The organism is Mycobacterium bohemicum DSM 44277 (assembly GCF_001053185.1).
Lineage (GTDB): Bacteria > Actinomycetota > Actinomycetes > Mycobacteriales > Mycobacteriaceae > Mycobacterium > Mycobacterium bohemicum.
The window spans coordinates 915,284-928,763 of record NZ_CSTD01000001.1 but is presented as its reverse complement, the minus strand read 5'-3'; the positions used below and the strand labels follow the sequence as shown (position 1 = coordinate 928,763).

The 13,480-nt window shown below is 70.2% G+C and carries 13 protein-coding genes; 6 read left to right on the top strand and 7 right to left on the bottom strand.

Translation table 11 applies throughout. The features are described 5' to 3' along the window. Positions 1-191 precede the first annotated feature (191 nt). A complete protein-coding gene (locus BN971_RS04555; RefSeq protein WP_090350011.1) occupies positions 192-1,028 on the top strand; it encodes a hypothetical protein in 837 nt (278 codons plus the stop codon). Positions 1,029-1,031: 3 nt separating this feature from the next. Here BN971_RS04555 and BN971_RS04550 read toward each other — a convergent pair whose 3' ends face one another. Both BN971_RS04550 and BN971_RS04545 read right to left on the bottom strand, forming a co-directional pair. Then, complete coding sequence (locus BN971_RS04550; RefSeq protein ID WP_245836844.1) at positions 1,032-1,862, bottom strand: mycofactocin-coupled SDR family oxidoreductase; 831 nt, start codon at positions 1,860-1,862, stop codon at positions 1,032-1,034. Positions 1,863-1,864: 2 nt separating this feature from the next. Then, a complete protein-coding gene (locus BN971_RS04545) occupies positions 1,865-2,755 on the bottom strand; it encodes an SDR family NAD(P)-dependent oxidoreductase (protein WP_085181597.1) in 891 nt (296 codons plus the stop codon). A gap of 140 nt (positions 2,756-2,895) precedes the next feature. On the opposite strand from BN971_RS04545, the gene BN971_RS04540 reads away from it, so the two are divergent. From BN971_RS04540 to BN971_RS04525, 4 genes are read left to right on the top strand one after another with little or no spacing between them, the layout of a single operon-like run. After that, positions 2,896-3,339 (top strand): nuclear transport factor 2 family protein, encoded by a 444-nt coding sequence (locus tag BN971_RS04540; RefSeq protein ID WP_085181598.1) that lies wholly within the window; start codon positions 2,896-2,898, stop codon positions 3,337-3,339. Between the two features lie 5 nt (positions 3,340-3,344). Next, the gene (locus BN971_RS04535) at positions 3,345-4,559 is read left to right on the top strand and encodes a sulfotransferase family protein (RefSeq protein ID WP_085181599.1); all 1,215 of its coding nucleotides are present in this window, start codon (positions 3,345-3,347) and stop codon (positions 4,557-4,559) included. Then, positions 4,552-5,796, top strand: a complete 1,245-nt coding sequence (locus BN971_RS04530) for a hypothetical protein (RefSeq protein WP_085181600.1) — start codon at positions 4,552-4,554, stop codon at positions 5,794-5,796. The genes BN971_RS04535 and BN971_RS04530 overlap by 8 nt, the downstream gene beginning before the upstream one ends. A gap of 2 nt (positions 5,797-5,798) precedes the next feature. Further along, positions 5,799-6,629: an oxidoreductase gene (locus BN971_RS04525; RefSeq protein ID WP_085181601.1), complete on the top strand. Its 831-nt coding sequence runs from the start codon at positions 5,799-5,801 to the stop codon at positions 6,627-6,629. On the opposite strand, the gene BN971_RS04520 is transcribed toward BN971_RS04525, so the two are convergent. Genes BN971_RS04520 through BN971_RS04505 form a run of 4 tightly spaced genes read right to left on the bottom strand, consistent with a single transcriptional unit; the run spans position 6,598 to position 11,895 of the window. Then, a complete protein-coding gene (locus BN971_RS04520) occupies positions 6,598-8,301 on the bottom strand; it encodes a 3-ketosteroid-delta-1-dehydrogenase (protein WP_245836859.1) in 1,704 nt (567 codons plus the stop codon). The two genes, BN971_RS04525 and BN971_RS04520, sit on opposite strands and share 32 nt — an antisense overlap. Before the next feature lie 23 nt (positions 8,302-8,324). After that, entirely contained in the window at positions 8,325-9,797 is a 1,473-nt protein-coding gene (locus BN971_RS04515; RefSeq protein WP_090349825.1) for an FAD-dependent oxidoreductase, read from the bottom strand. After that, on the bottom strand, positions 9,794-10,702 hold the full coding sequence (gene bphC, locus BN971_RS04510) for a biphenyl-2,3-diol 1,2-dioxygenase (RefSeq protein ID WP_085181604.1): 909 nt from the start codon (positions 10,700-10,702) through the stop codon (positions 9,794-9,796). Before bphC ends, BN971_RS04515 begins: the two co-directional genes overlap by 4 nt. 8 nt (positions 10,703-10,710) lie before the next feature. Further along, complete coding sequence (locus BN971_RS04505; RefSeq protein ID WP_085181605.1) at positions 10,711-11,895, bottom strand: acyl-CoA dehydrogenase family protein; 1,185 nt, start codon at positions 11,893-11,895, stop codon at positions 10,711-10,713. A 122-nt stretch (positions 11,896-12,017) separates the two neighbouring features. Here BN971_RS04505 and BN971_RS04500 point away from each other — a divergent pair, with 122 nt between their 5' ends. Beyond that, the gene (locus BN971_RS04500; protein WP_085181606.1) at positions 12,018-12,527 is read left to right on the top strand and encodes a nuclear transport factor 2 family protein; all 510 of its coding nucleotides are present in this window, start codon (positions 12,018-12,020) and stop codon (positions 12,525-12,527) included. Positions 12,528-12,588: 61 nt separating this feature from the next. Here the strand turns inward: BN971_RS04500 and BN971_RS04495 are convergent, their stop codons facing one another. Continuing rightward, complete coding sequence (locus BN971_RS04495) at positions 12,589-13,464, bottom strand: alpha/beta fold hydrolase (RefSeq protein ID WP_211279820.1); 876 nt, start codon at positions 13,462-13,464, stop codon at positions 12,589-12,591. Positions 13,465-13,480 lie beyond the last annotated feature (16 nt).

Genomic DNA, 13,480 nt, shown 5'->3' with positions numbered 1-13,480 from the left:
TCAACGTCCTTTCCGTGCCCCCGCACAGTCGGCCGACTGTAACACGTTCTATCAGGTCGCCCGGGCGACCGCCGGCGGGTCATTCGGGCGGTCCACGACGCCGGCGCCCGATCCGGGTATGGTCGCACCCGGAGTGACTGTGGTGAAGGGCTGTGCTTCTTGTGAAAAGCGTCGTGCAGCTTCAGACGCCGATGGCCGCGCGTGTGCGGGCCACTTTGTTTGCCGCGGTGCGTGCCTCGGCGCCGCGCCCCGCCGCCGCCAAACGCGCCGCCAAGAGCTTCGAGCGAAGCCTGTGGCCGGCGTTGGGCGGCGAGATTCGCTGGGCCTTCACCCCGCCGCACACCTGGTTGATGGGTGTGGTCGCCAATCTCGTGCTGGCGGTGGGGTGGTTGCTCGTGCAGCCGCTCTCCTTCGGCAGCCATCGCCACCATGACTGGGCCGTGCTGGTGGGCGCCTACTTCTCGTCGTGGGTCCTCGCCGACGTCACCACCACCAACTTGCTGGGCGTCGATCACTACCGCGTCCGGCAGGCCCTGGCCAACGGGGTGCCGTTCTGGCGAATCCTGCTGATCAAGAACATGGCTCTGCTCGTGATCGTCGGGCTGCCCACCCTGGTGACGGCCATGGCGTTGACGCTGTGGCTGGAAAATCCCGGGCGGCTGGCGATCACGGTCCCGACCGTTGCGGTGCCGATCGTGTCCTGGCTGGGCGTAGGCAACCTCATCTCGGTGCTGCACCCGGTGAGTGTCGAACCGCTGATCCGCAGGTGGCGGCAGCGTCACGATTTGCAGAGGATCGGCAGCTGGTTGCTTGCCCTCACGCTGCCGTACGGGTTGTACTACATCGCCGACCCGATGGCCGGGGTCGACCATCGCCTGCTGTGGCAAGAGTTACCCGCAATCATCTGGCCCATCTTCGGGCGCGACACCAAGAGCTTCGTCCACCTGGGCACCGCGGTCGGGATATGGCTCGCGGCGACGGTTGCCGCCGTCTGGTTGGTACGCCGGCGCGGGCTGCAGATCAGGTGAGACTCACATGACGACGTGGCCGGCGTCGACGGGGATCGTCACACCGGTCACATAGCGCGAGCGCGGGCTGACCAGCCACAGCACCGCTTCGGTGACGTCCTGCGGCTCCACCAGCGGCACGTCGGGCAGCAGGTTGCGCGAGACGGCCGGGTTCGGGTTTTCCAGCATCCGGTTCACGACGAAGTCGTTGAGGATCATCGGGGTGGACACCCCGCTGGGGTGCACGGAGTTGACCCGGATCTTGTGCGGGGCATAGGCGTTGGCCGCCGAGCGCATCAATCCGACGACACCGTGCTTGGACGCCGCGTAGGCGAACATCGCGGCACTGCCGTCGCCGCCCTTGCCGGTCAGCCCCTGAGACGAGCTGACCAGGACGACCGAGCCGCCCCGGCCCTTGCGGACGATCGACGGCACCGTCGCGATGAGCGTGTGCCACACGCCCTTGAGGTTGGTGTCGACGATCGCGTCGAACACCGGCTGGGCCCGGACCTCGGGGTCGCCGATCGCCACCACGCCGGCGTTGGCGATGACGATGTCGACCTCGCCGAGGGCGTCGATTCCGGCCCGCACCCCGGCTTCCAGGGCCGCCAGGTCGCGGACGTCGGCGACGACCGGCGCCACCCGGCGGCCGGTGGCCTGCACCAGGCGCGCGGTCTCGTCGAGGTCGGACTTGCTCGCCAGCGGATAGGGAATGCCCGCGATGTCCGCGCAGAGGTCCACGGCGATGATGTCGGCGCCGCGCTCGGCCAGCGCCACGGCGTGGCTGCGGCCCTGGCCGCGTGCGGCGCCGGTGATGACGGCGACGGTGTCCGCCAGTTCGCGTTCCTCGCCCACCGCTACACCGCCAGCCTGGTGCCGGTCTCGGTTTCGGCGAACGCAACGAGCCGGGCCGCCGTGTCGTAGTCGCACGCGAGCGGCGAGCGGCCGGCCAGCACGGGATCGCCGCGCAGCCCGAACCTGCCGCTGACGCCCACGTAGCTGCCCGGCGGCACCGGCTCGCTGATGCAATACAGCGTGGGCGCCGCCCCCTGGTCGATGTCGTTGCCCAGCCGGTCGGCCACGCCCTTGACGGTCTTGTGCGCGAACGCCATCACCGGAGAGTCGGACAGGTGGGACAGGTTGGAGGCCACCCAGCCCGGATGGGTCAGCTGGGCGACCACCGGCGAACCGGCCGCGCGCAGCCGCCGGTCCAGCTCGAGCCCCCACAGCATGACCGCGAGCTTCGACTGCCCATACGCTCCGAGCCTCGTCCACGGATGGTGGCGCAGGTGCAGGTCGTCGATCCGCAGCGTCGCCGACCGGTGTGCGTCGGAGCCGACGTTGATGATCTGCGACCGCACCCTGGGCAGCAGCAGGTTGGTCAGGGCGAACGGCCCGAGCAGGTTGGTGGCCAGCGTCATCTCGAAGCCGTCGGCCGTATCGGTGCGGCGGTCGGTCAGGGTCCCGGCGTTGTTGATCAGGATGTCGACGTCACCGTCGATCAGATCGGGGAACGCCCGGACCGACGACAGGTCGGCGAGATCCAGTTTGGCCACCGTCGTCGAGCCGCCGACCTCCGCCGCCCGTCGCCTACCGAGTTCGGTGTTGCGCACGGCAAGGATCACGTGGGCACCGGCTTTCGCTAGCGCGCGCGTGGTGCCGAGCCCGACTCCGTTGGTCGCGCCGGTCACGATGATTCGCCGACCGGTCAGGTCCCCGAGGCGGCGTGGCGTCCAAGGTAATGTCACGGCGGTCAGACTAATGCCATTAGTGGGAAACGGGCGCAGCCCCCGGCGGTTCTGCCATCATTGTCTGCGACCCAACGGCCCCTAAAAGCATCGTCCTGGCAAAGGCGCGAAGGAGCGGAGTCGATTCACGGTGATCTTCCATGAGTGAGAGCGCGATCGAAATCACGAACCTGATCTACACCTACGCCGAACTGCTGGACGCCGGCGACCTGGACGGGGTGGCCGGGCTGTTCGCGCACGGCCGCATCTGCGGGGTGGAGAACGGGCCCCCCGAAACGGTGTTCACCGGTAGCGACGGCGTCCGGCGGATGTATGAGATGGCCACCCGCCTCTACGACGACGGCACGCCCAAGACCCGGCACAACACCAGCAATGTGCAGCTGCACATCGACGAGGCGCAGGGCACCGCCCGCAGCTCGTCGTATTACTGCGTCACGCAGGCCACTCCCGAGTTGCCGCTGCAGGTGATCGTGACGGGGCACTACAAGGACACCTTTCACCGGCTGGACGGCGCGTGGTGGTTCGACACCCGCACGATGTTCGTCGACCAGGTCGGTGACGTCAGCCATCACCTGAAGTTCTGACCCGCGTGGACAACGCGGGCGCCTTCGCCGCCGCCGGCATCCTGGCCGACGCCGCGCGCAAGGAATCGCTGACCGATTGGGGCGCGGGGGAATTCGAACGCCCGCTGAACGTGCTGCTCGACGACTACGCGCGCGCTGAACTCAACGCGATCGGAACCCACATCCTGCGGTCCGGCATCGTCCACAGCCTGCGGATGCGGCTGCGCACCCAGGAGTGGATCCGTCGGCACCCCGACATCCTCGACGAGCGGATCGCCGCGCCGGTGGTGGTCGTCGGCATGATGCGCAGCGGGACGACGCTGCTGCAGCGGCTGCTGGCCGCCGACCCGCGCTTCCACTGCGCCTACGGGTGGGAGGTCGTCGAGGTCGCGCCGCGGCTCGACCACAGGTTCGGCGGGGTGGATCCCCGCATCGCCGTCAGTGAGGCACGCGAAGCCAAATCGCGCGAGCTGGCCCCGGAACTGTTCGCCATCCATCCGATGTACGCGCGCGAAGCCGAGGAGGAGATCGTCTTCCTGGCCGACGCGTTCCTGTCGCACGTCCCGGAGTCCGGCGCGCACCTTCCGGTTTACCGGAAGTGGCTCGACGAGCAGGATTTCACTCCGGCCTATGCCTATCTGCACCGCATGCTGCGGTTCCTGCAGTGGCAGAAGCGGCAGATCCTGCCCGGCGGGCGGGACCCGGCCCGGCGCTGGGTGCTCAAGTCGCCGGCCCACCTGGGCTACCTGGCCACCCTGGCGGCCCAGTTCCCTGGGCTGCACGTCGTGCACATGCACCGCGATCCGCGCACCGCGATCGCGTCGGGGGCGAGCCTGAACGCGACCCTGAACGCCATGCACGCCGACACCGTCGACCTGCACCGGGTGGGGGAGCAGTGGTTGCAGCGGATGGGCTGGACCAACGACCGCGCAATGACGGTGCGCGACAGCTGGTCCGGTGTGCCCGGCGCCCCGGGAGTCACCGACATCGGGTTCGACGACGCCGTTTCCGACCCGATCGGGCAGGTCGAGCGGGTCTATCGGGCCATCGGCCTGCCGCTGACCGCCGCGGCCGAGGACTCGATGCGGCGCTGGCTGGCCTCGCGTCCCCGCGAGGCGGCCCGCCCGCCGTACGGCCTGGACAACTACGGCCTGCGCCCCGAGCAGGTCGATGAACGGTTCGCCCTGTACACCAAGCGGTTTCGACAGTATCTCGGAGAAGAAGGAGCGGTGAATGCTTGACGACCCCGTGGCGACGGCATCGCAGCACGAGCAGGAACTGGCCGCGCTGGAGCTGATCGGTCACCCAACGGTGAAGGCCGCGTACCGCGCGGTGGCCGAGACGTGGCTGGGCCGGGCCAAAGCGTCGGACGCGATGCGGGAGCGGTTCGACGACGCGTTCGCCGAGGTGATGTTCTCGGCGGCGGTGTGGTCGTCCAACCAGGACAAGCTGCGGCCGAAGGTCAGCTGCATCACCCGGCTGGCGCACCCCGTCGACGGCCGCCGGATTCCCGGATCGCGTTGGGGCATCGACAATCCCGACAGCGTGTACCGGGTGATCCCGATTTCCGGTGACGAGCGCTACGAGATCCGCGGCCGGGTGGGCGAGCACCGGATGACCGAGAACTACTTCACGCTGTGGGACGCCCACATGGGCACCGTCGACGTGCTCAACGGCCGGACCATGCAGGTGGATTCCGACGGCAGCTTCACGATCACCGTGGACGCCGAACCGGCCAACGGAAGGCCCAATCACGTGCGGACTTCGCCCGCGGCGCACGAGTTCTACATCCGCGACGTGCTCCTGGACTGGGCGCGCGACGACCCCAACCACCTCAGCGTCGAGCGGCTCGGCGGCCCGCCCGGCACGCCCGCGCGCACGCTCGACGAGCAGGCCGAGGCGACCGCGGACATGATGGCGTATTTCGCCGACTTCACCGGCAAGCTCAGCCACGGCGTGTACAAGATGCCGCCCAACCAGTTCGACCTGGCCTGGTCGGCCGACAAGGTCGGGGCGATGCGCAACCAGGTCTACGTCATGGGCCGATTCGACCTGGCGGAGGACGAGGCGTTCGTCGTCGACCTCAGCGACGGCGGCGCCGAATACTTCACCGTCCCCCTGAGCAACATCTGGGGCACCACGCTGGACATCGTCGACCGCACCGGCAGCCTCAACAAGGCGCAGTCGCTGGCCAACTCCGACGGCACCTACACCTACGTGATTTCGCCGTCCGACCCCGGCGTGGCGAACTGGATCGACTCCGACGGGCTGCGCGAAGGCATCCTGACGCTGCGGATGGCCGAGTTCGGCGCGGCCGGCCCGCGCGAGGACCTGGGCGCCCGCGGACGGGTGGTCAAGCTGGACCGCCTCGACGCCGAGGTGCCGACCCTGCCGCGCGTGACGCCCGCGCAGCGGGCGGCTCAGCTTGCGGACCGACGCGCCGCGTATCTGCGGCGCCTTCCGGAAGGGACGATCTAGAGATGACACGCTGGCTGGTCACCGGATGCTCCACCGGCTTCGGCCGCGAAATCGCCCGCGCCGCATTGGAAGACGGCCACAGCGTGGTGGTGACCGCGCGGCGCGCCGACGCGGTGGCCGACCTCGCCGACGAGTTCGGGGACCGTGCCGTGCCGGTGGCCCTCGACGTCACCGACGCCGCCCAGATCGCGGCGGCGGTCTCGGCCGCCGACGACGCGTTCGGCGGCATCGACGTCCTGGTGAACAACGCCGGCCACGGCTACCTGTCCGCGGTGGAGGAGGGCGAGGACGCCGAGGTGCGAAAGCTGTTCGACGTCAACTACTTCGGCGCCGTCGACATGATCAAGGCGGTGCTGCCGGCCATGCGCGCCCGCGGATCCGGGCACATCGTCAACATCTCGTCGATGACCGGCCTGGTCGCCAACCCGCCCAACGCCTATTACTCGTCGACGAAGTTCGCGCTGGAGGCGGTCACCGAGGCGCTGGCCACCGAGGTCCGCCCGCTGGGCATCAAGGTGACCGCGATCGAACCGGGCGCCTTCCGCACCGACTGGGCGACGAGGTCGATGAAGGAGTCGGGCACCCCGATCGCGGACTACGCCGACGTGGCGGCGCGCAAGGACCTGATCAAGCAGTTCGCCGACCACCTGCCCGGCGACCCCCGCAAGGTGGCCGAGGCGGTGCTGATGGTGACCAAGCTCGACGAGCCGCCGTTGCGGCTGCTGCTGGGGCGGGACGTTCTCAAGGCGATGCGCGAGCGGATCGCCGCCCTCACGGCGTCCATCGACGAATGGGAGTCCGTCACCAAGGATGTGAACTTCCCGGGTTCGTAGGGCTCGCAACGTCCGTGGCGCCGGCCGCGTCGCGCGCGGCGATGTAGCCGTACACCAGCCCCTGCGCGATCGTCGCGCCCGCGCCCGGGTACGTCGTGCCGAACGCGTTGGCGGCGGTGTTGCCGATGGCATAAAGCCCCGCGATGGGGGCTCCGTCCTCCCGTAGCACCCGCGCCCGCTCGTCGACGCTCAGCCCGCCGCAGGTGCCCAGGTCGCTGAGCACCATCTTCACCGCGTAGAACGGGCCTTTCAGCAGCGGACGCAGGTTGGGGTTCGGCGTGATCGTCGGGTCGCCGTAGTAGCGGTTGTAGGCGCTGCGGCCGCGGCCGAAGTCGGAATCCTCACCGGCGGCGGCGCATTCGTTGAAGCGGGCCATGGTCTTGCCGAATTCCGCGACGGGAACGCCGATTTGCGCGCCCAGGGCGCTGAAGCCGTCGGCGCGGGCCGCGATGCCCGCCTCGTACCAGGCCCGCGGAATCCTCATCCCCGGAAACAGTTCGGCGCCGAAGACATAGCTGTTGCGGTACTGCCGGTCGAAGACGATCCACATCGCCTCGACGGGCGTGCCCGCGCGCTCCAGCTCGAGCAGCCGCTGACCGAACGACATGTAGTCCGCGGCCTCGTTGACGAACCGCCGGCCGTGCTGGTCGACGATCAGGGACCCGGGCAGCGACCGCTCGGCCAGCATCACCGCGGGCGCCTTACCGGGCAGCGGCGCCACCGCCGGGAACCACCACGCCTGGTCCATCAGTCCGGTGCCCGCGCCGACATCCTGCGCCGCCCTGATCCCGTCGCCGGTGTTCGTCTCGGCGCCCAGGCTCAGGTTGGCGCCGAGCGACTCGGACTGGAACTTCCACCGCATCTCCATGCGGTGGTCGAAGCCGCCGGTGGCCAGCACCACCCCGCGCCGGGCGGTGACCGTGACCTCGCGGCCGTCGTGTTCGACGACGGCGCCGGACACCCGGTCCCCGCCATGGAGGCGCAGCAGCGTCGTGTCGGTCCACACCGGGATGCGGGCGCGCAGCACACCGGCGAACAGCCCGGCCATCAAGGCCTGGCCGCCCGCCGCGTAGCGCCGCCCGACCAGTCGCCCGCCCACGCCCTGCGCCACCCGCTTGGCGAAGGTCGGAACCCCCTTGCCGGGCACCCGCGCCACCAGGTTCATCCAGCGGTAGTCCGCGCCCGTCGTCGGTATCGAGACGCCGGCCTCCAGCACGCCGGGCCGCAGCCTGGTGCGGTGCTCGCCGAGGATCGACAGGTCCAGCGGGTGGCACTCGCAGGTGCGGCCGGCGGCGCTGCCGCCGGGTTCCTCGGGGTGGTAGTCGGAGTAGTCGCGCGCCCAGAACAGCCGAAGGGGGGTCGTCCGGCGCAGCAGCTCCACGGTCGCGGGGACGTGCGCCACGAACGCGGCGGACCTTTGTCGCGCCGCCGAGCCGGCGACCACCGAGTCCAGGTAGGTGCCGGCGCGCTCGGCGGAATCGAGGGCGCCGGCCTCCCGCAGCACCGGCGAGGCCGGCAGCCACAGCGCACCGCCGGAGCGGGCCGTCGACCCGCCCACCCGGTGGGACTTCTCCACGATCAGCGCCGACAAGCCGAGCTCGTGCGCGGCCAGGGCGGCGGCCATGCCGGTCCCCGAACCGACCACCAGCAGGTCCACGGTGGTGTCGGCCACGGCAAGCCCGGCGGGGATCGTGTTCACCGTGAGAGCCGCGCCGCCGACCGGCCGGCGCGCCGGCCATAGAAACTGCCGTCGCCGAGCGAGACGCCGCTGGCGTAGCCCCAGGCCGCCACGCCGGCGGTGCAACGGCCCGCCGCGAACAGTCCCGGGATGGGTTCGCCGCCGACGTGCAGCACCTCGGCGTCCAGCGTGGTGGCCAGCCCGCCCAGGGTGAAGCCGCCGGTGGACTCCCGCAGATCGATGGCGCCGACGGGGGAGCCGATCGGCCTGATCCACTCGGGCTTCTTGTGCAGCAGCGGGTCCTCGCCGTCGGTGGCGCCCGCGTTGTAGGCGGCGACGGTGGCCTGCAGGCAACCCGGCGCCAGCCCCATCTCGCGTTCCAGGTCTTCGACGGTGTCGGCCACCCAACTCGCTTCGCGCAGCATGAATTTCGGCGACCAGGAGGCCTTCGCCTCTTCCTGCGCGTCGCCGTCGATGATCAGGTACGCCACGTTGTCCTGCTGGTAGAGCGTGAGCTGCCCGACCCGGCCGGGATAGGTGTCCTCGGCGACGTAACGCTGGCCGCGGCCGTTGACCAGGATGCCGCGCACCAGCTGCTGGGGGTCGATGAAGATCGCCACCTCGGTGGCGTCCATGTGCGCCAGGTCGGCGCCCAGGGCCTGGGCCATCCGGATCGCCTGCCCGTCGTGCTGTTCGATGGACGCGGCCGGGCGCCCGGAGATCCGCGGGGCGAAGCGCGCCACCATGTCGTCGTTGTAGGCGAAGCTGCCCATGGCCAGCACCACGCCGCGGCGCGCCCGGACGGCCATCTCGGTGCCGTACCGGCGGGCGGTCACCCCGACCACCCGGCCGTCGGATTCGGTGATCAGGCCCTGCACCCGCACGTCGTAGACCGCCCGCGCGCCGGCCGCGCCGGCGGTCTCGACGAGCGGCTTCATCAGCATGTAGCCGGCGCTGGCCTCGCCCTGCTTCTTGTTCGACATCTGCGGGACGTGTCCGCGCGGGGTGGGGGAGGCGATCGTGTTGAACGGGTAGGCGTTTTCGCCGCCGCTGTACATCAGCCCCTGGTCGCCCATCGGTTCCCAGCCGGGTTCGGCGAAGAACTCGGCCTTGAACGGCACGCCGCAGCCCACCAGCCAGTCGAAGTGGGCGACGCTGCCGGCGCAGTAGTCGGCGATCCGCTTCTCGTCGGCCCCGGGCCCCATCGCCACGTTGAGGAAGGCCGCCATGTTGTCCACGGAATCGGTGAAGCCACAAGCCTTCTGCAGCGCGGTGCCGCCGCCGAGGTAGATGAATCCGCCGGCCATGGCCGCGGCGCCGCCCCAGGAGCCGGTGCGCTCCAGCACCAGGACGTCGGCGCCGGCGCGGGCCGATTCGACCGCCGCGGCGGCCCCGGCCACCCCGTAGCCGGCGATCACGACGTCGGCCTCGTCGTCCCACGAGCCGATCGACGCCGCGGGCAGTGGCGTGACGTCGGAGTCGGGTGTCACAGCCGCATCGCCGCGGGCAGGTCGGACACCCACTGGTGGCCCCAGTAGCTGTCCGCGGTGATTTCCTCGGCGGTGTAATGGTTTTCGTCGACCCGCATGCCGTCGGTGCCGAATTCGATGTCCCAGTCGCCGGGTGCGCGGACGTAGAACGAGACCATCTTGTCGTTGGTGTGCCGACCCAGCGTGGACGACAACTGGAAGCCCTCGGCGTTGACCCGGTCCAGCGCCTGACCCACGGCGTCGAGGCTGTCGACCTCGACCATGATGTGCACCACCCGCGGGTCGCGCATGTGCGCGGCCGGGACGATCGCCAGGCTGTGATGGCGTTCGTTGATCCCGAGGAAGCGCACCCGCACCGGGCCGAACTCCTTGGGCAGCGGCACCCGGAACGCGCCGCGGGACCGGAAGCCCAACACGTCGGTGTAGAAGTCGAAGAGGGCGCCCGGATCGGTGGCCGGCAGGACGACGTGCCCCATTCCCTGGTCGCCCGTCACGAATTTCGCGCCGAACGGGGTGATCACCGGGCTGTGGTCGAGCACCGCGCCGTGGAACACCTCGAGCGTGGTGCCGGCCGGGTCCTCGAAGGTGATCACCTCCTCCACCCGCCGCTCGGAGGCCTCGTCGACCGACAGTTGCTTGAAGGCCACCCCGGCGCCGTCGAGGGTCGCCATCACGCGCTGCAACGCGGCATGGTCGCGGACCTCCCAGCCGACGGTCATCACCCGGTCGGTGTCGCCGGGCACCACGACGAGCCGGGCCGCGCGCTCGTCCATCCGCAGGTACAGCGCCGACGGGTCGGGGCCCCGCCCCTCCGCGAATCCCAGGACGCCGAAGGCGAATCGCCGCCACCGGTCGATGTCCGCGGTCGAAATAGTGACGTAGCCAAGGCTTTTCAAATCGCTCACGAGCGCTCCTAGATCAAGGCCCGCAGCGGGCCCTCGGGCGGATCGATGCCCAGCGAACTCAGCGCCGACGCGTGGTAGGCGGTGCCGGGGACGTGGATGGCGTGCAGGTGGCCGACGTGCACGTCGCGCCAGTAGCGCTGCAGCGGTTTGTCCATGCGGGCTGCGTTGCCGCCGGAGCGGGCGAAGATCTCGTCGACCGCCGACACGGCGCGCCACACCGCGCGAATCTGGGTGCGGCGACCCGCCGCCCGGTCGGCGAAGGACACCTCCTTGCCGGCGGCGACCATGTCGTAGATGCGGTCGGCGTTGGCCAGCAACTCCTGGCGGGCGGCGTTGATGTCGGCGGCGGCCTCGCCGATGGCGTGCATGACGTAGGGGTCGTCCTTGATGGCCGTCCCGGTGGCGCCCACCCGCTCGCGCTGGTAGTCCAGGTGTGCGGCCAGCGCCCCCTCGGCGATGCCGATGGTGGCGGCCGAGATGCCCAGCGGGAACATCGTCGACCACGGCATCAGGTAGAGCGGCTCGGTCATCCCGGCCTCGCGCTGCGCGGTGCCGTCCATCACCTTGGTGGCGTCCATCGTGCGGTACGCCGGGACGAACGCGTCTTTGACGATGACGTCCTTGGAGCCGGTCCCGCGCAGCCCCACCACATTCCACGAGTCCTCGACGATCTCGTAGTCCTTGCGGGGCAGGATCATGTGCAGCATCTGCGGCGGCATCAGCGGGACGCCCCGCTCGTCGCCGAGCATCGCGCCCAGGATGATCCAGTCGCAATGGTCGGTGCCCGAGCTGAACTGCCAGCGGCCGTTGAAGATATAGCCCCCGTCGACCGGCTTGGCCACGCCCTGCGGCGCGTACGGCGAGGCCATCCAGGTGTCGACGTCGTCGGCCCATACCTCGGCGGGCACCCTCGGATCCGCGTAGGCCAGCTGGTAGGGGTGCACGCCCACCACGCCGACGATCCAGCCGGCGGCCGGGTCGAGCGCCGCCGTCGCCATCACCGTCTCGGCGAACTCGCGCGGGTGGACCTCAAACCCCTGGTAGCCCTTGGGTTGCAGCAGCCGGATCAGGCCCGCCGCCTTCATCGCCTTCACGGTGTCGTCGGTGAGGCGGCCGATCCGCTCGGCCTCGGCGGCCTGCTCCCGCAACTGGTCGGCCATCGCCGCCACCCGATCCATTACCCGCTCGCCCATGGTGTCGTCCTTCGTCTCGGTTGGCGTACTAATGGTGTACCGCAGTCCGCGCCGGACCTGAAGGCGATTCCGGTGGGTGGATGCAAATGTTCGCACACGTTTCAGTGACGGGAGCCCACCTGATGACCGATGTCGACGAGCTGGCGGCACGGCTGCGCAGACTCGAGGACGAGCGCGACATCGCGCGGTTGATCGCCTCCTACGGCCCGGCGGTGGACGCCGGGGATGCCGAGGCCGCCGCACGGCTGTGGGCCGACGACGGCAGCTACGACGTCGACGGCCGGCGGATGCAGGGCCGCGCCGGCGTCCACGCCATGGTGAGTTCTTCGGGCCACCAGAAGCTGGTGGCCGAGGGGTGTTGCCACTTCCTGGGGCCGTGCGTGGTGACGGTCGACGGCGATTCCGCGGTCGCGGTGTGCGAGTCGCTGCTGCTCGTCCGCGACCCGACCGACTCCGGGGGCTACCGTGTATGGCGTTGCACCGCAAACCATTTCACGGTGAGGCGGATCGCCGGCCGGTGGCAGATCGGCGAGCGCACCAGCCGGCTGCTCGACGGCAACCCCGACGCGCACGCCCTGCTGGCGAACGGCCTCGCCGGAGCATCGAGCCCGAGTCGGCCGCATCCGTCGTGACGTGAGGGCGGGGTTCCCCGGCGTGTCGCGGCCCAGGTTTCACCCGCGATGTGTGGCCGGATCAGCCCCGCGACAAAAACGCCAGCACGGTGCTCTCGAACGCCTCCTTGGCCTCGATCATCGCCCAGTGCCCGGAATTGGGGAAGACGTGCAGCTCCGCGTTCGGGATGGTGCGCATCGGGATCAGGGCCATGTCGGGCGGGCTCACCCTGTCGTCCCGGCCCCACGTCAGCAGCGTGGGCGCCGCCAGCTTGTGCATGACCGCCCACGGTTGGGGCCGGTCGGAGGCGGCCATCGCGGCGTTCATCGCGGCGAACGCCGCCTTGCCGTACATGCGGCGCGCGGCGGCCAGCGTGTCCGGGTCGCTGGCCGACCGCCAGCGCTCCTCGACCAGTTCCTCGGTGACCAGTGACTGGTCGTACACCATCGACTTCAGCCAGTCGACCAGCCGCTGGCGGGTGGGGTCCTCGACGAACTCCTGCAGCAGCCGGATGCCCTCGCTGGGGCTGGGGCTGAAGATGTTGGTGCCGATCCCGCCGATCGTCACCAGCCGGCCGACCCGCTCGGGGTTGCGGGTGCCGAAGTTGATGCCGACGCCGCCGCCCATCGAGTTGCCGATGATGTGGACCTTTTCGATGCCTAGCGCGTCCAGCAGCGGCGAGACCGTCCCGAACGCGTCGACCATGGGATGGCCGCCGAAGTCGTCGCTCACGCCGAAGCCGGGGAACTCCAGGATCAGGCACCGGTAGTGCTCGGCGAAGGTGGGCAGCACGCCCCGGAAGTTGCGCCAGCCCGTGACCCCGGGCCCGGACCCGTGCAGGAACAGCAGCACCGGTCCCGCGTCGCGTCCGCAGTCGTAGTAGCGCAAAGCGCCCTTCGGAGTGGCGATCTCATGCAGGTCGGGCTGCACGGCGGTGTGTTCAGGCGCAGGTGTCACGGCTGTCACCTTGCCA